The 26,345-nt window shown below is 49.7% G+C and carries 21 protein-coding genes; 1 reads left to right on the top strand and 20 read right to left on the bottom strand.

Annotation, left to right across the window (positions count from 1 at the left end; translation table 11 throughout):
* Positions 1-3 precede the first annotated feature (3 nt).
* The 12 genes from ACB042_RS02285 to ACB042_RS02230 form a co-directional block, all read right to left on the bottom strand.
* The gene (locus ACB042_RS02285; RefSeq protein ID WP_371177695.1) at positions 4-2,103 is read right to left on the bottom strand and encodes a capsular polysaccharide biosynthesis protein; all 2,100 of its coding nucleotides are present in this window, start codon (positions 2,101-2,103) and stop codon (positions 4-6) included.
* A gap of 22 nt (positions 2,104-2,125) precedes the next feature.
* Positions 2,126-3,196 carry a galactosyltransferase-related protein gene (locus ACB042_RS02280; RefSeq protein ID WP_371177694.1) on the bottom strand — a complete coding sequence of 357 codons (1,071 nt, stop codon included), beginning with the start codon at positions 3,194-3,196 and terminating at the stop codon, positions 2,126-2,128.
* 12 nt (positions 3,197-3,208) lie between these two features.
* Positions 3,209-4,081, bottom strand: a complete 873-nt coding sequence (galU, locus tag ACB042_RS02275; RefSeq protein WP_371177692.1) for a UTP--glucose-1-phosphate uridylyltransferase GalU — start codon at positions 4,079-4,081, stop codon at positions 3,209-3,211.
* Positions 4,082-4,092: 11 nt separating this feature from the next.
* Positions 4,093-5,043: a hypothetical protein gene (locus ACB042_RS02270; protein ID WP_371177691.1), complete on the bottom strand. Its 951-nt coding sequence runs from the start codon at positions 5,041-5,043 to the stop codon at positions 4,093-4,095.
* A gap of 19 nt (positions 5,044-5,062) precedes the next feature.
* Positions 5,063-6,223, bottom strand: a complete 1,161-nt coding sequence (locus ACB042_RS02265) for a glycosyltransferase family 4 protein (protein ID WP_371177690.1) — start codon at positions 6,221-6,223, stop codon at positions 5,063-5,065.
* 2 nt (positions 6,224-6,225) lie between these two features.
* Complete coding sequence (locus tag ACB042_RS02260; protein WP_371177689.1) at positions 6,226-8,922, bottom strand: CDP-glycerol glycerophosphotransferase family protein; 2,697 nt, start codon at positions 8,920-8,922, stop codon at positions 6,226-6,228.
* Between the two features lie 27 nt (positions 8,923-8,949).
* Positions 8,950-10,431, bottom strand: a complete 1,482-nt coding sequence (locus ACB042_RS02255) for a stealth conserved region 3 domain-containing protein (RefSeq protein WP_371177688.1) — start codon at positions 10,429-10,431, stop codon at positions 8,950-8,952.
* A gap of 753 nt (positions 10,432-11,184) precedes the next feature.
* Positions 11,185-12,411 (bottom strand): sugar transporter, encoded by a 1,227-nt coding sequence (locus tag ACB042_RS02250; RefSeq protein ID WP_371177687.1) that lies wholly within the window; start codon positions 12,409-12,411, stop codon positions 11,185-11,187.
* Positions 12,412-12,426: 15 nt separating this feature from the next.
* The gene (locus tag ACB042_RS02245; RefSeq protein ID WP_371177686.1) at positions 12,427-13,077 is read right to left on the bottom strand and encodes an ABC transporter ATP-binding protein; all 651 of its coding nucleotides are present in this window, start codon (positions 13,075-13,077) and stop codon (positions 12,427-12,429) included.
* An 11-nt stretch (positions 13,078-13,088) separates the two neighbouring features.
* A complete protein-coding gene (locus ACB042_RS02240) occupies positions 13,089-13,889 on the bottom strand; it encodes an ABC transporter permease (protein ID WP_371177685.1) in 801 nt (266 codons plus the stop codon).
* Between the two features lie 65 nt (positions 13,890-13,954).
* Positions 13,955-15,706: a polysaccharide biosynthesis/export family protein gene (locus tag ACB042_RS02235; RefSeq protein WP_371177684.1), complete on the bottom strand. Its 1,752-nt coding sequence runs from the start codon at positions 15,704-15,706 to the stop codon at positions 13,955-13,957.
* Positions 15,707-15,726: 20 nt separating this feature from the next.
* On the bottom strand, positions 15,727-16,098 hold the full coding sequence (locus ACB042_RS02230) for a hypothetical protein (RefSeq protein WP_144712657.1): 372 nt from the start codon (positions 16,096-16,098) through the stop codon (positions 15,727-15,729).
* A gap of 1,070 nt (positions 16,099-17,168) precedes the next feature.
* Between ACB042_RS02230 and ACB042_RS02225 the strand changes: the two genes are divergently transcribed.
* Positions 17,169-17,693 (top strand): acyloxyacyl hydrolase, encoded by a 525-nt coding sequence (locus ACB042_RS02225; RefSeq protein ID WP_144712655.1) that lies wholly within the window; start codon positions 17,169-17,171, stop codon positions 17,691-17,693.
* A gap of 174 nt (positions 17,694-17,867) precedes the next feature.
* Here the strand turns inward: ACB042_RS02225 and ACB042_RS02220 are convergent, their stop codons facing one another.
* The 8 genes from ACB042_RS02220 to ACB042_RS02185 all read right to left on the bottom strand — a co-directional run bounded on the left by ACB042_RS02220 (position 17,868) and on the right by ACB042_RS02185 (position 26,343).
* A complete protein-coding gene (locus tag ACB042_RS02220) occupies positions 17,868-19,364 on the bottom strand; it encodes a C69 family dipeptidase (RefSeq protein ID WP_204476795.1) in 1,497 nt (498 codons plus the stop codon).
* Positions 19,365-19,822: 458 nt separating this feature from the next.
* The gene (gene maiA, locus ACB042_RS02215) at positions 19,823-20,458 is read right to left on the bottom strand and encodes a maleylacetoacetate isomerase (protein ID WP_362781957.1); all 636 of its coding nucleotides are present in this window, start codon (positions 20,456-20,458) and stop codon (positions 19,823-19,825) included.
* A gap of 139 nt (positions 20,459-20,597) precedes the next feature.
* On the bottom strand, positions 20,598-21,593 hold the full coding sequence (locus ACB042_RS02210; protein ID WP_371177683.1) for a fumarylacetoacetate hydrolase family protein: 996 nt from the start codon (positions 21,591-21,593) through the stop codon (positions 20,598-20,600).
* 10 nt (positions 21,594-21,603) lie between these two features.
* Positions 21,604-22,755 (bottom strand): homogentisate 1,2-dioxygenase, encoded by a 1,152-nt coding sequence (locus ACB042_RS02205; protein WP_371177682.1) that lies wholly within the window; start codon positions 22,753-22,755, stop codon positions 21,604-21,606.
* Complete coding sequence (gene hppD / locus ACB042_RS02200) at positions 22,748-23,884, bottom strand: 4-hydroxyphenylpyruvate dioxygenase (protein ID WP_216962102.1); 1,137 nt, start codon at positions 23,882-23,884, stop codon at positions 22,748-22,750. The genes ACB042_RS02205 and hppD overlap by 8 nt, the downstream gene beginning before the upstream one ends.
* Before the next feature lie 224 nt (positions 23,885-24,108).
* Positions 24,109-24,807: an HAD family hydrolase gene (locus ACB042_RS02195; protein ID WP_371177681.1), complete on the bottom strand. Its 699-nt coding sequence runs from the start codon at positions 24,805-24,807 to the stop codon at positions 24,109-24,111.
* Between the two features lie 7 nt (positions 24,808-24,814).
* Positions 24,815-25,474, bottom strand: coding sequence for a TIGR01621 family pseudouridine synthase (locus tag ACB042_RS02190; RefSeq protein ID WP_371177680.1), 660 nt, complete (start codon positions 25,472-25,474; stop codon positions 24,815-24,817).
* A gap of 176 nt (positions 25,475-25,650) precedes the next feature.
* Entirely contained in the window at positions 25,651-26,343 is a 693-nt protein-coding gene (locus ACB042_RS02185; protein ID WP_005337302.1) for an ABC transporter permease, read from the bottom strand.
* Positions 26,344-26,345 lie beyond the last annotated feature (2 nt).

The raw sequence follows: 26,345 nt of genomic DNA, 5'->3' as shown, positions 1-26,345 counted from the left end.
ATCTCAAAAACGGGGGAAGCGAAAACTCAACGGAGCCGGGCGCTGCATGAGCGTCTGGAACAAGTAACCGAGCTTGACCTGCCAGCGTTGCCAACGGCTGGCCTTTTGGGCCGATGAGTGCCCTTGCTTAGCCAGCTGGCGGATCAACTGCTCCGGGCTAATCCAGAGGCCGGTCTGCCAATCGATATAGAGCGGATAGGCAACCAGCGTCAGATAGACCAGAGCCGCCAGCGGCAGACTACGTTGACGGCGAGCAGGCGGATTGGCATCCGTGGTCAACCCCCAGCCACTGTAGAAGGGCTGGCCCCAGGTCGTCACTTTGACCCCCTGCACCAGCGCCTCAAAGCCGCTGAGCGATGTCATGGTATGCAGCTCATCCACATGGGGATAAAGGCTGGTGAGACCAATATCGAGCACCTGACTATCGACACACTCCGCCAGACAGGCCGCTGAAATCGCCCCGCCACGATTGCCCGCCACCACATCAGGATGAGGCTTGTAGAGAATATGGGCTTCGGGTTTAGCCGCCCGCACCGCCCACAGCAATTGCTCGTTACTGCGAATATGCGGGCTCCCGGTCAGAATGGAGGCATCACCATCTACCTGCCCGACCACCAGCACCAGCTCACGACCATCATCCGGCTTGGCGTAATGCTGCGGCTCGCCCACATTGTATTTGCTGACCCTGTGTTCACGTAGCAACGCAATCAGGGCGTCACCGCGCTTGACCTCCACCTCCGTCACCCTCTGGTAGTTGAGCAACTGCTCAAGCCCGCTGGGGGTACGGCTGTCGAAATAGATCCCGACCGGATCCAGTGATAGCGAGGAGGGGCGACAGAGATTGGATCCAAGCCCCCTGGAGCGAATAAAGCCATCCTCAACCCGGATCGCAGAGGCGAGATCAGGGTGACGACTACCCCACACCAATATCTGCTCGTCACCGGTCAACCGCTTGGGAGGCTTGCTAACAAAACAAAGCTCCTCGGCCAAGTGATGACAAAACGCCTGCATAAAGGCGCGCTTCCACAGCGAGAAACCGACCAGATAAAGCCTGCGCCAACGTGGAGCAGGCTTTATCTGGCGAGCAATGATGGCAACGACCTCTTCCACTTCACAACGTTGGCCAAGCACGGGGTCAAGATAGCGCGGGTAGCAGATTAAGGCTGCAGCAACCAGCTGGGGGAGCGACACTCTTACGTTGCGCCGTTCACACTGCTTGCTGTCATGGGTCAGCCCCCAACCGGCATAAAACGGCATACCGAAGCAATAGACCGGCTTGCCAAGCAACAGGCCCTCAAAACCAAGTTGGGATGACACCGTATAGACAGCATCCACCACCTTGAGTAGCGCATGGGGATGGCAGTGATCGGCAACAATCTCCACATCATCCAGGTTCAGACGGGCCAACACCCCACGCTTCTTGCCAAAGCGAGTATCGGGATGGGTGCGCAGCAACAGGCGCGCATCGGGATGATTACGGCGGGCCGCCTCCACCATCGCCACAAAATCCGCTTCACTGGCCAGGGCGCCCGGGATGGAGAGATCCCCTGCGACCTGATCGACCAGCAGGATCCTGGGTTTGGCGCTCTGCTGCAGACGTGTGGCAAGCCCTGATGGCAAGCCACCATAGTCCCCGACAGCAGAGAGGGCGGTCACGCTGCCGCTGACAATCGACTGACCGGGGGCAGTGGCATAACAGTTGTATTTGGTGACCCCGAGGCGTACCAGCTCACCAATCAGTCGTTCGGCCCGTACCAACATCTGTGGCTCGCACGGGGTGGCAATCAACTGCTCAAGCTGGCTAGGCTGGCGGGCATCGTAATAAATCCCCACCGGATCGGCGATCAGCGAGACCGCCTTGCCCCCCCTGGCGGGATGGCCGATATAACCGATAAAACCATCTTCAAGCTGCCAATAGGGCAAACTCAGGGTCTTGGCCTGCTCCTTGATCTGGTGGGTATTAGCCTTCTGGCCCCAGCCGATAAGCACATCACCCGACTTTACGGCATCAGGGGAAGCGAATCGCGCCAATGGCTGTCCCAGACAAGCGCTGATTTGAGTGCTGCGGGCCAGTATGCCGCTGGATTGTGTCCATAGAGTCATGCAAATTGCTCAGATAAAAAGTTCAGCGAGATGTGGGCTTAAACATATCTCTGAAAAAGGCCCGAGGATTGAGGTAGAGCTTGCGCAGCTTGCGCCACAGTGGCCGCTTGCGCTGCACACCCTCTTGCCAGCGCAACAGCCCCGGATATTCGCTCACCGGATAGCCCGCCTCCTCCTGCAAACGGATCATCCACTCGCGAAAATCCGGCAGTTCCTCGCCAAGGTCGTTACAGGGCACCACGGGCCCCTTCAACGGGCCTCGCTCTGCTTCGCTGCGAGCCAGCATCTGCTCAAGCAACTGATCATTGTTAGCCCGCCGTTTGTGGTAAGGGTGAGTCAGTGGGCGTGGATGCCACTGGTGAACCAGAAACCGGCCGGCAAACAGATGGGGCAGCGCATAATAGCTGAAATAGCGCCGAAACCCCTGATAATCTCCCGGATGCTGGGCCTTGATATTGAGGGCATAGTCATCCGGCCTTGGCCCGATGGGGTAGTGGCGGGTGAGCCGGTCAATCAGTTCAAGATCTTCGCCGCCATGGCCGACAAACTGCTCGTCAAAGCCCCCCAGCTGCAAAAACCACTCGCGATTCATCAGCAAGCAACTGCTGGCCAGGGCGATTCCCTCCACCCGGTGATTCTCCCCGCGCAGAAAGGATTCCAGGCAGCCCTGAAAATCCCCATCAAAGCGCTCTGTTTCCGCCTTGGTCAGATAGAGGCAGGGGTACATCTCAAAAGAGGGTTGCCCTGAATGAGCATACAGCTGGCAGCGGTCAGGAAGTTGTTTTGCCAGTTGCGGTGAGCAAAGGAGATCTGCATCCATGATAAAGAGCGTGCGTGCGGTACTGTGCTCAATACCATGGCTACGCGCCAGTCCAGGCGAGTAGATAGGAAAAGGCTGTGAGTCTTCCAAGATCCGGGCATCAAGCTGCCCTGCTAGCAGATTGCACTGGTTGGTCGGAATCAAAATATCCAGATTGCCTGCGATAAAAAGAGACTGGAGGCATGCCTCCAGTCTCTTCACCGCAGAATCCAGACTACCCCGCCCACTTTGCTGAAAGTGGAACGGTGTAATAACACTGAGATCTCGCGACATGGTGTCCTACGCTCAGTGTGCCAGCAGTTCTTCGAGATAGGCTCGCAGCGTGTCCGACAACTCGGGATGGCGCAGGCCATATTCAATGTTGGCTTTCATATGGCCCAGTTTGCTGCCGCAGTCATAGCGGATACCGTCAAACTCGTAAGCCATGACCTCTTGCTCCTTGAGCAAATCGGCAATGGCATCGGTCAACTGGATCTCGCCACCGGCCCCGCGCTGGGTCTGCTCAAGTAGCTCAAAAATGCGTGGCTGCAGTACATATCGGCCAACGATGGAGAGGTTGGATGGCGCCTCCTCACGGGGCGGTTTCTCCACGACGCCATTGAGTTTATACAGGCGTTCGCTCACCGCTTGTGGTGCAATGACACCATACTGGCTGACTTTTTCCATCGGCACAGCTTCCACAGCCACGACCGAGCAATGGCTCTCGCCAGCGAGGGCAATCATGGTGTCGAGGCAGGGAGTCTTGTCGCAGTGGATCATGTCGTCAGCCAGCAATACAGCAAACGGCTCGTTACCGACGATTTGCTTGGCACACAGTACGGCGTGGCCCAGTCCAAGGGCTTCAGTTTGACGAACATAGAAGCAGTTGACGCCGGCGGGAATGATGTTCTTGACGGTATCGAGCAACGCCTTCTTACCTGCTTGTTCGAGCTTGTACTCAAGCTCGAAGTTGCTATCGAAGTGATCTTCTATGGCACGTTTGGTCCAGGATGTAACAAAGATCAGGTCGGTAATACCGGCGGCAATGGCCTCCTCAACCGCATACTGGATCAACGGCTTGTCGACCACTGGTAACATCTCTTTCGGGCATGCCTTGGTGGCGGGAAGGAAGCGGGTACCCATACCCGCTACAGGGAAAATGGCTTTTTTAATACTCATTAAGTACCTCATTATTCAACCAAGTTATTTGATGATAGGTATGGCCCCATAAACTGCTTTGTTATTTGCGCATGCATCAAATTTTGATCGATTGTTTTTATACACTTAGACAGTAGACCTAGCTCAATTCCCGGATCTTTCAATGATGTATATACAACAACATTTTCACTAAACTGCGGCTTACTAAAGCGAAAACCTTTGTTTAATAGTTCTCTTGAGGTAAAACGTAAAACCGGGGAGCTTTGATTAAATTTATCTACATTTGTTATTGGTGCAAAAAATGCAAAATTATAACTTCTCGACTTCATTATTTCGTAACCAGCAAAACATCCCTTAGATGCTGTCACTATATAACAGTCAGATGGCAGTAAATTACTTTTTACTAAAATGGAATCAATAAGCGATATCAAGTTTTCAACGTTATCACTATCATCCTCATTAAGTAATAGACATGAACCATTTGCCCAAAAAAAGTCTACCATGTGAAGTCTATAGACGTCTTCTTTAAATAAAAAAGACCTCATTGACATCAATGCATATTGAGTATCTTCATCTATATTATTCCCCATGCCAGGGAGCGTTACAATTAGCTTTCTAGGTTGAGACTGGCTAGGATAATGGAAAAAATATTGCCCATTATAACAATCTAACTGTTCTGACATCAGTTTTTTTTCAAAAGACGTAGAGAGTCTATATTGCTCCAGATACGCCGCAGTTATATAGAATTCACCTACAGGATCAAGCTTGATTGAAATAATATCATTTGGAATGGGAATGTTTCTTATTGTACATTCACTGCCAGCTAGGAGGCCGTTAATATAATAAGCATTAGTGATTTTTTTACTCACACATACAAATTCAATGTGAACCCTATCCCAATTATTTATTCTAGCTTGTTGTGACCTAGAAACCCTCACGTTTATATATCGCTTGCCTTCAGGAATTGAATCAATTATCAACATTTAATAGACGCCTTAAACATTAATTATTAAAACTTAAAATGATCGATTCCCACTGCTTTCCCACAGAGAGTAGACTATAATCTTTGGCGCTATGAAAAGCTTGCTTACCAAAATTTTTCCTCTCTTCATCATTTTCAATTAATCGTATGAGTTCTTGACTCAACCTATCTACGTCCCCGCATGGAACTAGGATTCCATCATGGTTGTTTTTTATAATCTTTTTAGGACCATCACATTCGAAAGCAACACAAGGAACACCCTCAGCCATAGCTTCGATGATAACCATACCAAAAGATTCACTATTTGAAGACAGTGCATATATAGAAGAACGTCTTATCTCCTGTGAAACATTTTTGGTAGAGGGATATATGAAAATATTGTTGAACAGTCCACGCTGATGGATCATTTCTCTTATATTACTTTTGAGCTCACCATCACCAAATATTTTTAGTTTCCAATCAGGGTGTTTATCTACTACCTTCTCAAAAGCCAAAATAAGATTGTCAAACCCCTTATCCTCAACAAATCGTCCGATTGAGATAATCTGCTTTGTGTCGAGTGGAGAGGGTGCAGCCCCCAATCTTGTAGCATTAGGGATGTTGATAACTTTAGTTTTCTTACCTTTGAACAGCTCCGAATAATAGTTCGTTGCATTATCCGTTAGACAAGTCAGTGCATCTAGCTTGTCGTAATGCTTTTTTATCTTTGACTGAAGTCGGTCAGAATGGACATTATATTCTTTATGCTCTTGCCCAATTTTTATAACTTTAGAGCTGACTATTTTTGATGAAATCAAGTTAAAAGATGGTATTGTAGTTATCAGCACACCATCTTTTATCTTCTTGAGTCTTTTTATCAGTCGATAGTCAGTATAAAGAGAAAAGTTATGATAAAGATCTTCATCTTTATGAATAATTACACTTGGCAATTTAGATAAGGACTTTTTAAGGAGGGTGCCATAGGTACTTAAATTAGAATACTTATACTTCGCTCTTGAGTCAGATACAGTCCTAATTTTTATACGTTTATCGATAGGAAAGCTAGGATTATCACTTGTCCTCTTTATACTAATGATCTCAACCTTGAATCCGTTATCGGCAAGGTGATTAGCTGTATTGACGATAGTTTTGACTGTACCGCCAATACCAAAAATATTGTAAGCGAGAATAGATACGTTCAATTTCATTTCCCTTTTGCAGAGGTGGATATTTCTTCATACACTCTGTGACAATTCTTACTATCAATATTATTTATGAACATTTTTAATTTTGAAAGATGCCTGCTTTCAAATTTGCAATCTTTTTCGATCATGCTCTTTAAACATTCAGTAAAATTATCATATGAATAGCATATTTGTCCGGGAAGATTACTCTGAAAACTCACATATGCACCACGCTTTGCCAAGTATTCATTTACATCAAATTGGAAGAATAGTGTTGGCTTTTGCATAAAAAGAAAATCCCAAGCAACACTAGAATAATCCGTAACCATACCAGAACTCTCTCTAATAAGAGCCTGAACAGTCTCCTTAGATAGATCTGCAATTAATATATTTTTGCATGATGATGAGAAGTGGTGGATATATTTTTTATAAATTTCATTATGAGGTAGAACTTTAATTACATAATTGTTTTTTTGCAAAAATTCATCAAGAGCCTCATCAGAAAGTAACCGCTTGTAGTTTTTAAAAAACTCGGATTCGATAAACCCCTGCTCAGAGTTGACTAGCCAATCCCGCCATGTCGGCATAATAAAAATTTGCCGTTTAGGTTTTTCTGAATAACAATGTAAATCGTCAAATCTAGGTAAACCAGAAACAAGTATCTGGTCTGCCCTAAACTTTGAATCCCTTATCATTATTTTCTTTTCATTTTCTGAAGAAACTACAAACTTGGTAATTCTGTTATTGTATGATGCGCCACTCATGCCGATTCTTTTCATCGCAAGAACCCCATGCTGCAAATATACAATATCCTTGTCATTCCTGTATATTACAGGATGCTTAATTGATGGCAGAACATCACGAATCCCATGAGCCACTATTAGCTTTGATGCTAGATGATATAAAACCTTATGTTTAAATGAATCATATATTAGGACATTATTTTTAAATGGTATTAATTTGTGATAATGCACGCTTTCCTTTCTTATTACATAATAGACCTTCTCATTATTTAAGCTCAACACATGCTTAAAGAAGGCAAAGCCATTATCTTGTGCAACATCACCCAAGTTCTCACCAATCAACCAGATATCTTTATCTGTAATCCTCTTCACTGCAGCTGCAGTAAGCTTCGCAACAAAAAGAGAAAGCTTGCTTAAATTTCTCTCGTGCTCTCTTAGCGGCCTGATTTCAATACTAGCTAGACTTTTTTTACATACCACACAAGACAAATATGTATTTCCACTCAATGAGACTCGGTTCTTTTTAAAAGTTTTGAACTTATCCTTCACACTTGGAAAAACATTATTGATAATGACTTTTACATTATCTTTTATGTAGTGCAAGAAATAAGCATTGTCGCATGTAGGTAATTCACTAATATTAACAGTACTGATGTAGACACCATTTTGTCTCTCAAAATGTATAGTACTACCATCCTTACCTGAAATAGCAATCAAACTAATATTATGGTCTTTTAAGTCACCATCTAGGTGTATTTCAATTTTCTCTCGAAGAAAAATATTTTTTATCGCCAACTTGCATTCCTGATCTACAGAAAATAGCAAGTTATGAGCAGCATTAAAAAATGGCCGCAGGTTTATAGCGTTATTATCACACTCATAAGTAGCGGGGGGATATATTAGGACATCACAGCTTTTAACATGATCTTCATCAAGCATGTGACTTACAGGAAGACTGTGTACCTCACCATTTTTTAGTGTTAGCTCCCAATTAAATCCAACATTTCCTCTATTGCTAGCCGTCAAATTAACAAAGAGATCAAATGGCAAGTTAACTTCTAAGATACCATTCTTTTTTGATTTAACTGATATTGATATCTGCTCCCCTTCAGATGAAACCAATCTTGCCTTTATATTCTTGTATAAGCCTAGGTAACTTTCGCTGACCTTAACTTTAACTATAAAGCTCTTCTTTGTATAAATAATAGATTCTTGCTTTGAAAAAGTTGTTGTCAAATCACGAACATTGAGGCTTAACTGGCCATCTTGGGTTATATAAGGCTGAAATTTAAACAGCTTATTATCATAAAAACAATTAATATTATGCAGACAAAGATTTTCTACACACGCATTCAAACGAATAAAACTATCAATACCACACGATTCAACTTTTATATAGAAGTCCCAAATTCCAGATTTGGAAAAGCTATAGCGCTTCGGAAAGATAAATTTACACTCATCGTCATATCCGGGTTCGAGGGGAAGGCTATCCTCCTCAATGTTATTTATTCGATGACGAGCGCTAATACCCTTTACTTTGTAAGTGCTGGATAGATTACTTCTTATCGTTACATAGAGGTTATTTTCATCATCAGATATATTATCCACGATTACTTTTGACGTAAGGTTGCTTATTGGAGTAACCTCTAGCGATTGAGACTCTTGATTTAGTGATATAATACTTGTGTTACAGTGAAGTGTTGAAAGTATATTACTTCCCGTGAATGAAACATCAATAAGATTGCCCGCAGAAGATATCGCATTTAGTTGATAAATGCCCTTTTCTAATAACTCAACATTATTGAGGTTACACTTAGCCTTATTTTTCTTAAAAAAGAGTCTTCCTATTTCAAGTTGCTTATTATTTTTCGTGGCAAGAAGTTTCACACTTCGATTCTGCAAACCATCGTTCAAGCGAGCTGAAATAATAAAACCATTTGAATTATTTTGCTCAATATTATTAATAGATAACATAAAATTCCCGTTCAATAAAATTATTATTTATATTTCGAATTCACATTTATTTTTATATGTACTCTCCAAATAATATTTTATCCTTTCATTCCATTTATCATCACTATAACTACTACCACCATCGTTAATGCAAATAGTTTTCGCATCTTTATCTACAAGCTTTTTAATTTTAACTCTTTTTTTGTACCCTATATAACAGGCTGCAAGATGGCTAATACTGGACTGTTTTTTAATGTACGAATAATGATGGTATAAAAAAGATGGGATTGATATATCTGTCTTACTTCTGAATCGATTAAAGGTTGTTACAGAAACCGCTTCAGTATATATACTGCAAATCTCATTTAAAATATCTTTACGTAATGCGTATGGGGAGTGCTGATGAAGCTGTGTAGGTGTTATATTGAATTTATCAGCCAGCAATTTCTGCCCATTAATTGCGGCATTAATATAATCAGGGTTGTTTTTTGATATAACACCATTCACAACACCATATGGTTCTAAATTTGAAATTGAAACACCATTAGAAAGAAAAAAATCTTCTTTTTTCACATTGTTATAGAAAAAGAAATCGTCATTCAAATACAAAAAATAGTTTGATAGTCCTGCAATTTTATGTAGATTTGCCTCAATAGCATGAGAATTAAATGTAGGCAGGCTTTCTAAAGGCATAATCTCTTCATGCCTTACAATTCTAATCCTAGGGTTGTCAATATTAAGCCAACTAGGAAGACGACAATTTGTAACTATATATACATTATTAATCCATGGAGCATATAATTCTAAAGACCTCAACGAATACTTAAGTTCATCCCTGTTAAAAAAACGCCCTAATCTATTACTTTCCGAACTACTATTTTTTTGTTTATTTTTATATTCTACATATAATTTTCGCCATTCATCGTCTGCATGATCAACCCACGTATATACGGCATCAATTTTGAAATTGTAGTATTGTGAGAGTTTAGATGGAAATATTTTACTGAGATAAAAAACATTACCTTTTTTGAATGGCATTGTTCCGAATGATGATTTATATATTCGTTTAGCAATAACGTGATCGTTTATTGATTCATAGCAATCTTGTTTTTCAACCCAATAGCTTATATTTAACTTTATAACTCCAATTTTACAAGTCACTTCACCGTAAATATTAAGCTCTTTAATAAACTTATATATACCAAGTTTACCAATATTTATTGGAGATTGCTTTGTATAAAATAAAACGTGTAAGCCTTTCTGTTTATGCAAACACAATAGAAACTGATAAACTGTATGTGCAGTCCCTTTTAATATACCTATCTGAAGAGTTTTTTCTAAAAAACTCTCTTTAGTAACAACAATTGGCGTTATAGCTGAAAGGTCATTTTTTAATGATTCCAAACTAATATTTTTTTGGAAGTCATACCGTGGCCTCACAGAGGATAATGAAAGCTTTATAGTCTGATATGCTGGTGAATCATTAAAAAAAACATGAGGGTTTTTTAAAAGCTTACTGAATTTTGACATAACAAAGTCACTCTATTTTATATAGCCTGACGTTCCTAGATTATTTTGCACGTATAATGTAATGAATAGTGTAATGGTGATGAATATATTTTGGTATGAAATCTACTTATAAAGTATTAATAAACCAATAATATTTCATAAGTATTTTTATCTATGCACTATCCAAAAGATTGCATCTTATACATTCGTACCGGTCATCATAACTACTCAGTATTATTACTGGCAAGCTGTGATAGATAATATTATGCCTAGTGCTCTAGCTGATATCACAATCTGCTAGATAATCTTAGTAATTTTTTAATAACTTTCTTTCTACCTGCAACAAGACAAAGATCTCATAACTCGGAGTCACTTTTAGATTCCTATCTTCTATTTTAAGTTTAGCGCATAGGCAATGCACTACCTCGCGAGTCTGCTTTATTCTTGATCAATAGCCCCTTCCGTCTTCGGGGCTCAGTTAAACTCCCCCCAGCTCCAAAACTGCACCTACACGCGGTCACAGATCGCAATCGGGTAATCGGTAATCGGGATTGAATCCATCAAAAGATTCACGCAGATATTAGTAGAAAAATCCAAATACCAATAGTAGGTTCCCGAGTTTAGATATCATTAACTACTCAGCGAAAAGAATCCGCATCTTGGAATATTTCAAGTTCATCAGTTGACTGTAAGGAAAAGGTACAATCCAGAGCCGCAGACTCAGCGTGATGTTGAATCAAAGCATAACTGGGATAATCAACACCTGTATTCCTGTCAATCTTGATGTTCACGCAATGTAGCCAACCCCATCACTACCAATCCATAAAATAGACAGAGCAGCACACCAACTGTACTCAGGTTATAGAGGCGACGCGGATATTCAGCTTCTTCTGCCAATGTCGGACGCGTAACAACTAATAAGTGTTTAAGTTTGCGATAGGCTTCGACGCGGGTTTGCTCCAGGCTGATCAACCCAGTCTTGTAGAGATCGGCAGCCAAGGTAGCCTGGGTTTGCAGATCCATATATTGGGCAGTGATTTCGTTCATCGCCTCAGGTCCCACCTGATTGCTCACATTTGTACCATTGGTGGTCAATTTGGCCTTTTCCTGCAACAGTTGCTTGCCAAGGGCATTGACCCTTGCCTGTACCGATACCACCGCAGGGGCACTCTCTTTCATATAACTGTGCAACTGCTTGAGTTCTGCCTGCTGGCGCACCAGCTCGGCTTCAATTTCACTGACCACACCAAGGCGTGCAGTGCTGGTCGATTCCGGACTAATTAGCTGATGGCTATTTTGAAACGCCAGTACCTTGGCTTTCTCTGCCTGCAAGCGTTGATGAGAACGGTTGACCTCTTGTTCGACAAAGGCGAGCTGATCCATGGCGACCTGATGGCCCAGCTTGTTGATAAAGCCTTCCGCTTCTTTCAGCATCATGTTAACTACCTGCTGGCCATATACGGGATCAAAAGCCTGCAATTCGATAGTTAATACCCCGGAGAGTTCATCAAGACGCAAGGTCAAGTGATCACGGTAATATTCAAGAAACTCTTCGCGGGTCGCCTCCCCCGATAAACGGGAGAAGAAGTCGGCATCATGGCTTTGGTAGTGCGCTTTAAGCGCCAATTCGCGATCCAGCTTGGCCAGCAGATCCCAGGAGCGCAGGTACTCTTGTACCAGCAATACGTCCTGATGATTACTACCACCCAGCCCCAGCATAGACAGGGCATCGGGCAACATTTTGATTTGATCTGCCTGCTTGATAATGATGTCACTACGGCTGACATAACGCTCTGAAGCAATCCCGCCAAAATAGATCGATGCGACAACAAAACTGACCACCACCCATAAAAAACTGCCCAGCTTCAGGCTTTGCTGCCAGGAACGATGAGCCAGCTTGTAGCCGCTGGAGTCAATAAAAAAACGTTTTGGCTGATTACCCAATTTGCGTAATTTGCGCAATAGACGGGGTGGTTTGTTCGCAGGAATAGGATGAGTCATGGTTAGGCTTGCTTGTTACAAAGTTTGATAAATACGGATGGCGTCGTCGATATCGTCGAACACTTCCAGCTGACCATTGCGCAATAACATGCCCATGTCGCACTGCTGGCGCAGGTTCTTCATATCGTGCGACACCATAATAAGGCTGGCGGTTTCACGCTTTTTGTTAAATATGTCGATGCACTTCTGTTTAAAGCGGGCATCGCCCACCGAAGTGATCTCGTCAGTGAGATAAATGTCGAAATCAAAGGCCATACTGACGGCAAAGGAGAACTTTGATTTCATGCCGCTGGAGTAGGTTTTGATCGGCAGTTCAAAATGCTGACCAATCTCGGAGAACTCCTTGACCCACTCCTCAACCGCAGCCGTTTCGCGCACCCCATGAATACGGCAGACGAAACGGGTATTTTCACGCCCCGTCATACTGCCCTGAAAGCCCCCCCCTAGCGCCAGTGGCCAAGAAACCCGACAATGTCGGCTTACCTTGCCACGATTGGGCATATCCATGCCCCCGAGGAGTCGCAACAGAGTCGATTTTCCCGCCCCGTTGACCCCCAGAATGCCGATATTGCGATCCCGAGGCAGGGTGAGCGATACATCGCGCAGCACATAGTTACGACCAAATTTGGTCGGGTAGTACTTGGTAACAGAGTCAAGAACAATCATCGAGTTTCACTTTAACTGGCGATAAGGCGGCGATGGCTCAACCGATAGCAACTCATGGCAAAGGTGAGCAGTATCAGGGTGACAGCGCCCAGATAGCTCGAACTGACATAGGGGCTGCTATAGCCGGCAATCCAGCCACTGCGAATAAGCTCAAGGGCATGCACCAGCGGATTCCATAAAAACCAGTGCCGATATTGGGCCGGGATGGTGGCCAGCGGGAACATGACGCATGAGATAAACATCAATGGCATCATCAGCAAATTGAGAAATTTGTCGGCCTCTTGCATTAGATTGCAGATCACGCAAAAAACAATACCGAGGGAAAACGAGAATACCATCAGCAGCAGATAGATAAAGATCACCTGCAGCGGATCGGCGGGGATAGCATCAAAGCCAAACCAGATTAACCCCAACATCAATATCCCCCCCACCATCATCCCTACCATGGTTTCGAGCATAAAACGGGCAATAAAGGTTGAGAATGGGGTGACCTGACGGTAACAGAACAGTCCCATATTGGCGCTGACCGCAGATTGTAGCTTGCTGACCACATTTTTAAAAAAGATAAAGGGCAGATAGCCGGCGGTAATAAAAAGCGGTGCCGGCGCGCCGCCAAAGCCACTGTGGTTCCGCAGGCCAAAAATCAGGCTGAAAAAACCAATCATTAGCAGCGGATCCAGCAGAGCCCAGGCATAACCCAACCGGTAACTACCAAAGCGGGTTTTAAGCTCACGAATAAGCAGGCCAAAGACAACATCTCGCAACACCTGCAGGGACGTGCGCGGCGTTTGATTAAGAATCGGTTTATTCATTAGTTCGCTTTACCCATAGCAGACTCGCCCATTGGCGAGTCTGCTTTTTTACAGCAAGAAGCGGCTTACTTGATTGCTACGTTAGCAGCCACGGCGATCTGATAGATGATTTGAGTAATATCTTTGACCGATTGCATGGTTTTGTTATCAACCTTGGGCAGCACCAGGATCTGATCTCCCGGCTGAACACTCCCCTTATCTTTAAACTCTACCAGCCCGTTGGCATGAACCACAGCGATCCGCTTGTCATTGGCTCTTTCAGTGAATCCACCGGCCCATGCCACATAGTCATCAAGGTTGGCTTTCTCGTTGTAGACCACGGCTTGCGGCATCAACACTTCTCCACCGACCTGGATAAGATCCGTTTTGTTGGGAATGACAATCTGATCACCCTGTTCCAGCTGAATATTGGCAATGACGCCACGGTCGGCCACCACCACCTTACCCAGCGGCTGGATCTTGCGCGCTTTCTCGACAAACTGCATTACCAGTTCAGCCTCTTTGGCTCGAATCGTGGCTTCCCCATCCGAACTTGCAGGAGCGGTGAACACACTACGTTCCAGTCGATTGAGCGACTCATCCAGCATCTCTTTTTGCCGCGCCGCCACACTCTTGCGCATCAGATAGATCGATTGGTAATCGGCAAGCTGAGGATCAATAGGGATGTGGTTGAGCAGGTCGTGCAACTTGGTCTGCTTGCGCACGGTAAAGTAAGAGGGGCCCATATAGCTGCCAGAGACCTGCACATCATATACCTGTGCATGCATGTCATCGTTGAACAGCACTTTGTCACCATCTTTTAGCTGGATGTTGGCAAAGTCTTTGTACGGCAGATAGACAGAGAAGGGGCCGTTGACACGATCGCCAATCACACCAACGTGACTTACTTTGGCCAACGGCAACGCATAGTTGATGAGTTCCGCCCCCAAGGTGTTGCGCTGGGTCAATTCAAAGCGAAATGGATTACGGACCTTACCCGCAACATTGATCATCGGACCTTGCGGTTCCACCAAGATCACGTCCTGATCCTTGAAGGAGAGAATGGGCATTTTGCCCTGGCGCATAAATTCATAAAGGTCGACCTGCTGGATCACCCGATTCTGACGCAGCACCTTGATCTGGCGGTAGCTGCCCCGCTCGGAGTCAATCCCGCCAGCTCGTTTGAGGAAATAGAGCACGCTGTCTGACGATTGACCGGCATATTGACCAGGACGGATGACTGGGCCGGTGACATAAACACTAACAGGGGTCGTGGTAAGCAAATTGACGTAAACATTGACATTGTTGGTGAATACATCACCAATGCGGCTGGTTACCAGCCCGTTAACCTGACTGGCCGGCACATTCTTGACATTGATGGGGCCCACATCAGGGATGAAGATATTACCCTGATTATCCACCGTCACCACATTGGAAAAATTGACTGCTCCCCAAATCCAGATATTGAGTTTGTCGCCAGCGGCAATCAGGTAATTGTCATTCAAGCCATCACTGCGCTCGGTTTCATAGCCACCGGCAAACAGGTTGGCACCGTAAGGAGGAGGCAATCCAGCTTCTGCTTGCGGCAACAATTTGCGTACATCAGCTTCCCCTGGCAACAACATTCCTTGCCGGTTCTGTTGGGCAAAGGTGCCGGTGGTCGAGTCGGTATTGGCTTGGCCACCTTGTGCAGAATGCAACCCTTTGTTGTTTGCCAGTTGATAGCCAAATGTCTGACCATCTGATTGGGCCAGATTGGGGGCACTGGCAGAGAGTACGGGGAAAGATGCAGTGATCAACCACAACATCAAACTCAAACGGCTACTTTTAATCTTCAAAACCTAACCCTTTCGCGTTGTTACCTGGCAAACAGATTGCCCAAAGATGCCTGATCCAATTGAGGAACCTGGTACCACTGCTCAGCACTCTTGCAAGCTGCACTGCGTTGCTGGTGCCCTTGCTGCTGACTGTAAATCAGCTCGACACACTCACGCCCAAGCGCCGAGACATAACGCTTCCCGAGCGTAATTGTGGTGTCGTGATGGGTGAACGCCGAGCCCTGAGGCAGCGTATTGAGCGCCTGTTGTACAGCGCTTGGCATAACTGGCTGAGCATTCATATCAACCGGGTTAACCAAGGGACGAGATGCCTCGACCTGCTTAGGTTGATATGCGCAGCCACCGAGTTGAATGGCGAAGATGGCCGCCAGGAGCGGAGTGACATTGTTCATGTATCAAGATTTTCCATTAGTTCGTATTGCGAGATGCGCAATAGTGTTCCGTAAATGCTTGGCGGAAGCGAGCTTTTGAGGAAATGAAACAAGAGAGGCAATCGCATTTCGCTCTGTTAGACCGAGATGACGCTCTGATTGGCAAGTTGAATTTGCCGCATACGATGCCTGTGTACGGGAGGCTTGGCTTAACTTGCGGCAACGAGCGCGAAGAAAAGCAAAGAGCAAGCAACGAACCCATGGTTTCCATGAAAATATGCATAGCTACCGCACGACAATTGCCACTAAAGTGAATAGACATAGCTACCGCACGGCAATGACACCTTCCCGGACAAAAAGCAGGCAAATTGAATGAGAAAAATAAAACGGGGGGGTAATAGCGAACAATGCCGGTTAAAAAACCAGCAACATAGATTGCGTAGTAAATATCCAACCCGTGCATTAAGCGTCATTATGTGACGCAAATCATGCTTGTATTTATTTTCGGCGCATCCTATCAATCAGTTACGATTGAGTCAAGACTCAATAAACCCTCGGCACAGATGTGCATAACGCATCAAATTAAAATTAACTCATTGTTATAAAAGGATTTATGCTCCTACACCCACATTGGTGACGGCTGAAAATGAATTATGTAATGACTTGTGACGAGACATCATTTGGTTTAGAGAGTTCTTATTTAGACTATTTATATATTATTTAATCCATTTTTGAGAGGAAGATCGCTTGCCATAAGAAAAGAAAAGATGTAGGCGATTTTCATTGAGGAATGGTAACACCATGAATACCTTTCAGATATACAAGTTAATCAAATGGCTAGTTTAATGAAGTTAAACGCCTTAGTTAGACCTCAGGTCTTCACAAAACTAGGTTGCTCAATTAACGAACAAAATGAGCGCTGCATCGAATATCCCCCCTACAGAAGCGAGATCACAACTAGACCATTAATTAGACAATATGTTTTTTTTTAGTTTTCTATCACGAATTGACAATGCTCTTGAACGTTGTCTATGCCTTAGATGTGTCCGATTGAATCGGTAGCACAGGGTCACAACGACATAGGAGGGGGCATGGACGCTAACACTCTTTCAAGGATCGGCCTTCTGGCAGCACTGTTTACCAGCCCTGCAGCAATGGCCAATAACAATATTTTTACCCTGCAACTGGGCAAGGCGTTCAGCGACGAAAAGTTTGACATTAAAATCGCCGACGCCAAGTTCCACCATATGTTTTGGCGTTGGGGAGACTCAGGCTGCCAATTTGGGCTGGGGGTACGTGGTGGTACCCTCAAGGTAGAAGATGAAGAGACCGCCAGACTGGGGGGCGGTGCCCGAATCGAATGTCAATGGGGTAACTGGGTGACCTGGCTCCCCGGCGAAATGGTCTGGCTCGATCAGTATCAATTTGGCACCCGTGGCCACGGCTATAAGGATTACAGTGGCCCCTTCCAGTTTGCTCTGGGTATCGGCCTCGGCTACGCCATCACCAAGAATTGGCTGATCGGCTATCAGTATGAGCACATGTCCAACGCTAATATGTATGACAAGAATCCGGGGCTGGACAGCCATACCCTCCATATCGAGTACCGTTTTTAGCCAGATAGGCTTCGTCGTGACCATCTGGACACTCTCTGCAAAAAAGCCTTCACTTCCGTGAAGGCTTTCCGTTATGTAGTCCTCTGATAGCCGGGGTGACAGTGAGAAGATCACCATACTCAGAAAATGGATGGCGAGACGCTCTGCCGCTTCACCACATCATGGGGGCGGCAATCAGTCCTTTTTCGCCTTGTTGGCGAAGAAGATATCGGCCTGAATATCCTGGGTGCGCACCGTGAAGATCTGGTTGGTCAGATCCTCGGTCAGCGTTTCGGCCTCCTGCATCACCCGCAGATTGAAGTCGTTGAGCATGCTGTTGGCGGCGGCCTTGTCGGTTTTGACCGTTTTCAGATAGCTGGCTTCCATCTCTTTCTGTTCTTTGGCGATCTTCGCCTCCCAGCTCTGGTACGCCTGCTTCACCATGGGGGCCAATTTTGGGTAGTCGGTCATTACCAGGGTCTGCAGCTTGCGATATTTCCAGTAGATGGAGTCGCTGTCGGCCTTGTCGCTACCTATGGCATAGTGCGCCGGATAGGCTTCCAGACCGCTGTAGTAGGGAACGAAGGCCGTCAAGTCCGCCATGCCTAGGCCCACATAGGTCACCTCCCCCACCTCGCGCGGCATCCAGGGGCGTACCTGCATCACGTGGGACTCGTAGGTGCGGAACACACTGACAGGGCGCCACGGCTCCTGACCGTTCAACCCCTTGCTGTAGGGATCGTGCTCGGTGCCGTCATAGTGATTGCGCAGCACCGCCTTGACCTCCTCCAGCGTCATCTTCTTCTCGGGGGAGAGGGTGACCGGGAACTGGCGACCGGCATCCACCGCCTGCTTGAGCGAGGGGTTGAACATCTGCTGGATAGTCCAGACTCGCGGATCGTTATAGGTGCGATCCCGCTCGTCATCGCGGGTATAGGCTTTCGAGAAGTTGAAAACCCCATCCTTTTGCGGATGGTAGAGCCCCTTCTCGGTGGCAAACTCAATCAGATTCTTCGATCCCATCATGTCGGCACTGGCTGGATCGTACTGCTGCAGGCGGCCCTGATTGCCGGTAGCGAAATAGTGATTTTTCGGCAGACGCTGCGCCATCCAGTGATGGCCGGTGGCAGTCTCCAGATACCAGAGCTCGTTATCATCCACCACGGCGACACCAAATCCCTCTCCCGCGCCTATGGTCTCGATGATGTTGCCAAGCAAGGCGATCGCCTCGTGGGCCGATGTGGACCGGGAGAGCAACACATCGGGAATGTCATCCTCGGTGATCCCCTTATCTTCCACATAGGGGTCAAAGGCGAGCGCTTCGGGTGAGGCAAAAATGGACTCGGTGCCGCTCACCCCGACTCCCTTCTCGTTAAACCCGGTGGCGCCGTGCAGCTGGGTCTTCCAGTTCGGTACCGTGGTATAGCGCAGGGAGTTTTTCGGCAAGGGATAGCTGAAATCATTGGCGCCGTTGTGGGCCTTGGAGCTGTGCATACCGCTCTGCCCCTGCTTGGCCGGATGGATCACGAAATACTGGGCTTTCAGGGCATCGCTGTCGGCGCTGCGGGCCACCATCATGGAGCCATCGGCGCTGGCTTCACTGCCGACCAGCAAGGTGGTACAGGCGAACGCCGACGAGAAGAGAGCAAGGTTGATGGAGAGTGCGACGACGCACTTTTTGAAGGAATGCATGAGATCTCCTTGTTGCACAGAGTGGTTGCAAATAAGCGGTGGCGCGCCAGTCAACCTGCTGCTGTCACAAGGGATCTGCGCGGTGACACGGGCCGGACAGTGCGGGCCATCAAACCGTAAACACGAAAAAGAGCAGTGCGAATAAACCATGGAAACCAGGGAGGTAGCCAAGGCCCCCTGATAGGCGACCTGTGCGCATTTCTGCTTTCCGCTGTCCCGCTGGCGTGGCGATACTAGGCCCAATCAACTGACTTGAGTGTGACTGACAGCCCAAAACACCAACAATAAAGACTCAATCGATGCAAAATGTTGATAAGTGTGACAAGTGCAGGATCCTTGGCGACATTCAGCCGTCAACACGAGGCACGCAAGGCGCATACAGAAGGGAAATAAAGAGATGAGGAGATATAACGCGCGGGATGGCGTGTTGACGCCATCCCGCGATTCAAGTCAGTAGGTCACTGCGCGTCCGGCTGGTTGGCGGGGGCGGCCTTGATAAAGGCTTGCAACTGTTCGCAGTTGGCGACGATGCGGCGGATAGTGGGGTAATCGTCCAGGGTCATGTCGTAGCGGCGGGCGTTGTAAACCTGGGGCACCAGCATGCAGTCGGCAAGAGTCACTTCGTTGCCAACACAGTAGACACCGGCGGTGGTCATCAACAGCTGTTCGAGGGCGGTGAAGGTCTCGTCAATCCAGTGGCGATACCAGAGGGCCTCCTGCTCATTGTTGGCCCTGAAGTGCTCTTCCAGATAGTTGAGCACCCGCAGATTGTTGAGCGGGTGAATATCACAGGCGATCATGTTGACGATCTGGCGCACCCGGGCCCGCGCGTCGGGGGAAGAGGGCATCAGGGAGTAGGCGGGATAGGTCTCGTCAAGGTACTCCATGATGGCGACCGACTGACCGATCTGCACATCGCCATCCACCAGAAACGGCACCAGCCCTTGCGGGTTGATCCGGCGATAGGCCTTCTCGCTCTGCTCGCCTTGCCGCAAATTGATGGGGTGCTGCTCGTAGGCGAGTCCCTTAAGCTGCAACACGATCCGTACCCGAAAACTTGCCGACGAACGCCAATAGCCAAACAACTGCAACATAATCTGTCCCTGCATCTTATCTGGGCCCGAAGCCCGGCAGGTGCTCACCACCTGCCTCCTTGTGTATCCGGCACCGGTTGAGGGCTCGTCGTGATCCGGACATATCCCGAATATCCTTGCCGCCAACCGGCGCTGGTCATCAACCTCCCTGACCGCTCGCTGGCACCACCTGTTGAGAGATGGTGCCAAACAGGTTTTGGCCAGAGCGATCCTCCATCGCGATCGACACTCTATCACCAAACTGCAAATAGGGGGTTATAGCTTGATCACAATCAAGAATTTCCAGCATGCGGCGCTCGGCGATGCAAGATGAACCGGCGCTGCGATCGTAGTTGGAGACGGTGCCCGAGCCAATGATGCAGCCCGCACCGAGCGGTCTGGTCTTGGCGGCGTGGGCAATCAGCTCGAAGAAGTTGAAGGTCATATCCACCCCGGCTTCGGGCGCACCAAACAGGGCACCGTTGAGGTGGGTCAGAAGCGGCAGATGCACTTTGCCATCACGCCAGTCATCGCCCAGCTCGTCCGGGGTGATGGCCACCGGTGAGAAGGCGCTGGACGGTTTGGACTGGAAGAAGCCAAATCCCTTGGCGAGCTCCCCCGGAATGAGGTTGCGCAGGCTCACGTCATTGACCAGCATCAGCAATTTGACGTGGCTGGCGGCCCCCTGCGGGCTCACCCCCATCGGCACGTCGTCGGTGATGATGGCGACTTCCGACTCGAAATCGATCCCCCACTCCTCCGAACCCATCACAATCGGCCCACGGGGAGCCAAAAAGCTGTCGGAGCCCCCCTGATACATCAGCGGATCGTGCCAGAAGCTCTCCGGCATCTCGGCACCGCGTGCCTTGCGCACCAGCTCCACATGGTTGACGTAGGCGCTGCCATCGGCCCACTGATAGGCACGCGGCAAGGGAGAGAGACAAGACGCTTCGTCAAAGGGGAACACCTCGGCCACGCGGCCCTCGTTAAGCTGCTGATAAACAGCCTCCAGCCTGGGGGAAACCTCGGCCCACTCGTCGAGGGCGGCCTGCAGGGTCGGGGCAATCTCGCTCACCCGTACAGCCCGGGTCAGATCCCGGCTCACCACCACCAAAGCGCCATCGCGCTTGCCATTGTTCAATGTTGCCAATTTCATAAGCGATTCCTTATTTGCCGGCAGCAGCGTCCGGGCGCTGCCAGCTGGAGACATACCGGGTGTTCTCGATCCCTTCGCACAGACTGCCAACGTTCAGCGCATCGCGGGTATCGAGCATCACCGCCACCTCGTCGGTGAACTTCTTGGCATAGGCCTGCCCTGCCGCAAACGCCTTGGGATGGGGGCCGTGGGTGAAACCGGCGGGATGGAAGGTGACCATGCCCCGCTCGATATTGTCCCGGCTAAAGAAATCCCCCGCGTGGTAAAAGAGCACCTCGTCGTAATCGTCATTGCTGTGATAGAAGGGCACCTTGAGGGCGCCGGGATCGCTCTCGATGGGGCGCGGCACGAAGGTACAGATCACGAAGCGACTCGCCACAAAGGTGGAGTGAGCCGACGGCGGCAGATGGTAGCGATGGCTCATCAGCGGGCGGATATCCCGCCAGTTTAGGCGCACCACGCACAAGTCGCCGTGCCACCCCTGCGCATCCAGCGGGTTGAAGGGCCAGGTGATGACCGACACCTGATCGTGGCGCTTCACCTGCAGCGACCAGGGATTCTCATCCTGCTGGGCCAAAAAGCGCTCGTTGATGGCGGGTACATCCAGCGCCGCCGGGTCGAAGATGGCGTGATTGCCCACCAGCCCCTTGTCCGGCAGCTGGTAGCTGTCGTTGGTCGCCTCGATCATCAGGATGAACAGGGGCGCCGTCGGCTCGATGCGCCACATGGTGCCACGGGGGATCACCACGTAGTCGCCATCGCGCAGAGTCAGGTGGCCGTAATCGCAGAAGAACTCGCCGCTCCCCTCGTGGATAAAGAGCAGCTCGTCGCCGTCGGCGTTGCGTACCAGAAACGGCATCGCCTCGGATAGCCGCCAGACTCGGTAGCGGCAATGGGGGTTGCTGAGAATATCCGGCATCACCCAGGGGGAGATCGAGCTCACCTCCTCCTGCAGGGCATTCAAGTCAAACAGCCGTGGCCGTAGCGGCCCCTCCCAACTGCTCCAGTCGGTGGGGGCATGCTTGTGGTGCATATGGGTAGCCGGGCCGAAAAAGCCGCTGCGCCCCAGCTCGCGCTCATAGATGGCCTGCTCCGGCAGGTCGGCATGGGCCTGCCGGGAGTGGGTTCCCTCCCGATGGGGGAAGTTAATCCAGTTACGCATCGCTCGCTCCCTCTTTGCGGGCACCCTTCTCATCCTCGCCGCCATCCAGCACGCCGCGGCGGATCTGGTCCAGCTCGATCGATTCAAACAGTGCCTTGAAATTGCCCTCACCAAACCCTTCGTTGCCCTTGCGCTGGATGATCTCGAAGAAAACCGGGCCAATCACGGTATCGGTAAAGATCTGCAGCAGGATGCCATCCTTGGTGGGGGAGCCGTCGATGAGGATGCGCAGCTCTTTGAGGGCCGCCAGATCCTCCTGATGCCCCTCAACCCGGCTGTTCACCTTCTCGTAGTAGGTATCGGGCGTCGGCATAAAGCCGGTACCACGGCTGCGCAGGGTGCGGATGGTGTGGTAGATATCGCTGGAGGCCATGGCGATATGCTGGATCCCCTCCCCCTTGTACTGGCGCAGGTACTCCTCAATCTGGGACTTGTCATCCGCCGACTCGTTGATGGGGATGCGGATCTTGCCGCAGGGGGCGGTCATGGCGCGTGAATGCAGCCCAGTCAGCTTGCCCTCGATATCGAAGTAGCGAATTTCACGGAAGTTGCCGATCCGCTCGTAGAAATTGGACCAGACATCCATATTACCGCGATGGACGTTGTGGGTCAGGTGATCGATCTCCATAAGACCGGCATCTACCTCTGCCATCCGGGACTGCCAGTCGGGGTAGAAGACAAAATCCACGTCATAGATGGAGCCCTTGTCGCCATAACGGTCAACAAAGGAGAGGGTGCTCTCGCCGATACCGTAGATGGCGGGAATATTGAGCTCCATCGGGCCAATCTTGCCGACAAAGGGCTTGGCCCCCTTGGCGATGGCGTACTGCTGGGCTTTGCCCGCATCGCTCACCCGAAATGCCATGCCGCAAACGCTCGGCCCGTGCAGGCTGGCAAACTGCTCCGCCTGGGAGTGGGGCTCGGCATTGACCACGAAGTTGATATCCCCCTGCCGGTAGAGCCAGCACTGCTTGTGTTTGTGCCTGGCGACCTCGGCAAACCCGAGCGAGACAAACAGGCTCTTGAGGGCGGCAATCCCTTTGGCATCGGGGGCCGTGTACTCGACAAACTCGAAACCGTCAGTGCCTAACGGATTGATGGTGTGGGTAGCGGAAGAGGTGGCATTCATCGGGCGCTCCTTGCTCTTGATTCGGTTAAAACGGATTGCGGCACCCAGCGGCGCAGCAAGTGTTAACAACTTGTTTCATTAGAGGCAGGGCGTAGCAGGAAGAGAAGAGGCAGGTTGCAGATAGTTTTTCGCAGCTGGCAGCAAAAGATGTAAATGGATTGTGACATTCAAGCCGCAGCCCTGCGGATCAAAGTGTGACGACCCGCATGGCTGTCAGCTTTGCCTTACAGTTGCCAGTTTTTGACCATCAGATGGGGCAAGCAGGCCCGGGCTTTTTGCAGTCGCGTGGGCGTTGGATTGATCAGCCACGCCTCTTTCCCCAACCCCAGCAGTGGCAGATCGTGCAGGCTGTCGCTAAGCGCCAGCTCGACATCGAGGGCGCAGATCTCCGGCAGCAGCTTGTGCTGGCCGTGGCAATAGAAGCGGGGCATCAGGCCGCCAAAACGGTAGTGCATCTGCGAGCCAATGATCCGGTGGGGCAACTGGCCGGGCAGTTGCTGATAGAGCTGGGCTCGCACCAGCGCGCAGGGACTGGCGGAGATCACCCAGCAGCGCGCCCCCTCGCTTTGCAGCAATTCGCGAGCCTGACGAAACAGTCCCGGCCTGATGCGGCAATAGGCGCGCACCAGCTTGCGCCAGCCCAAAGGGGAAAGCCCCAACGTGATGGCCCACCAGATAAGGGAGATACCGCGCCGCCGCTGGCTGGGAAGAAGATAGACCAAGCCACCCAGCGCAATCACTGGCAACAGCAGCAGCGGCCAGATCCGGCGCCGCAGGATATAGCGCAGCAGACCGGCGTGGCTGTCGCCGGGGGCCAGGGTGTCGTCAAAGTCGGCCAGGATCCAGCGCAGAGCCCGCCCGCACTCTCGATTCCCCCCACTCTCTTTCGGCACCACTGGTTCAGCTGGCGAGTGGCTTATCATCGGAGCCTCAAGGTGCAAGAGCGGCAATCGCGGCGCTCAGCTCGGGGGTGACAAACTCGGCCCCCTGCGTGGGCGGGCAGACAAAATCGAACGGCTCGCCCGCCAGGGTGAAATTGAGCCGCCAGGCGTGCAGATAGCCGCGATCGGCTGATGTACCGCCATAGCGCTCATCCCCGAGAATGGGGGCGCCGATACTTTTGAGGGCAACCCGGATCTGGTGGGTCTTGCCGGTCTGGGGCTTGATGCGATAGAGCCGCAGCCCCTCGCGTACCGACACCGAATCGAACCAGCTGATGGCAGGATTATCCAGCGTGCGCGCCAGCAGCCAGCTGCCGCCACGCCCCTTTTGCATATCCCCTTTCACCCAACCCTGCTTCTTCTTGGGTTTGCGATCGGAGAGCGCCAGATACAGTTTGCTCACCTCACGGGCCGCAAAAGCCATGCTCAGCTCACGGTTCGCCTCTGTGGTGCGGGCCAGCAGCACCAAGCCGGAGGTCATCTTGTCGAGCCGGTGCACCGGATAGAGAGTGAGCCCGGTATCGGCCTTCACCCGATTGACCAGTCCCGGATTGACCGACTCACCGTCGTCCTTCTCGTCATGCATGCCGATGCCGGGCTGCTTGTCGATAACCAGAAAAGCGGGATGCTCAAACAATATCCGGTACATAAAACCTCGGGAACTGGGGGATAAGGCACACAGCCAACGACTGGCGGCGCTCGGGAGTGCTGCATTCTCCCTGCTCATCCGCCATTTGGCAAACCGGGCGGGCAGAGGATGAAGATAAAAAATGGCCCCGCCTGCAACAGGCGGAGCCATTTTCGGCCATCTTGGCAGATCACACCTTACACATTGCGCGGACGCAGGTGGGCGTGCCAGCGCGCTTCCCACTTCTTGAACAGCCAGACGATGACAAAGGTGAGCAGCATATAGAGCAGCCCTGCGGTCAAAAACGCCTCGAACGGACTGTAGTAGCGAGAGTTGATGATCCGCGCAGCGCCGGTCAGATCGACGATGGTGATGATGCCCGCCACCGCCGAGCCTTGCAGCATGAAAATCACCTCGTTGCTGTAAGCTGGCAGCGCCCGACGAAACGAGTTGGGCAAAATGATCCGGGTCAGGGTCTGCCAGCGGGTCATGCCAAAGGCGTTGGCTGCCTCAATCTGGCCGCGCGGCATATTGTGTACCGCCCCGCGCACGATCTCGGCGGTATAGGCGGCGGTATTGAGGGTGAAAGCCAGCAGCGCACAGAACCAGGCTTCGGAGAAGAGCGACCAGGCGGCACTGTTCTTCAGCCACTCCCACTGGGCGGCGCCGTAGTAGATGATAAAGAGCTGCACCAGCAGCGGGGTGCCGCGAAAGAAGTAGATATAGGCCCAGATCGGCCCCTTGATCAGCCAGTTACGGCTATTGCGCAGGATGCCCATGGGCACCGCCAGCATCAGGCCGAGGATCAGAGAGAGAGCCACCAGCCAGACGGTGGTATAGAGCCCCTCCCAGTAGGTGGGCCACTCTTTGAGAATGATTGAGAAATCCATGG

It is taken from the genome of Aeromonas sp. S13(2024), assembly GCF_041402405.1.
GTDB classification, from domain to species: Bacteria; Pseudomonadota; Gammaproteobacteria; order Enterobacterales; family Aeromonadaceae; genus Aeromonas; species Aeromonas veronii.
Note: the sequence above shows the minus strand (reverse complement) of the source record. Positions and strands in the feature narration are given on the sequence as shown.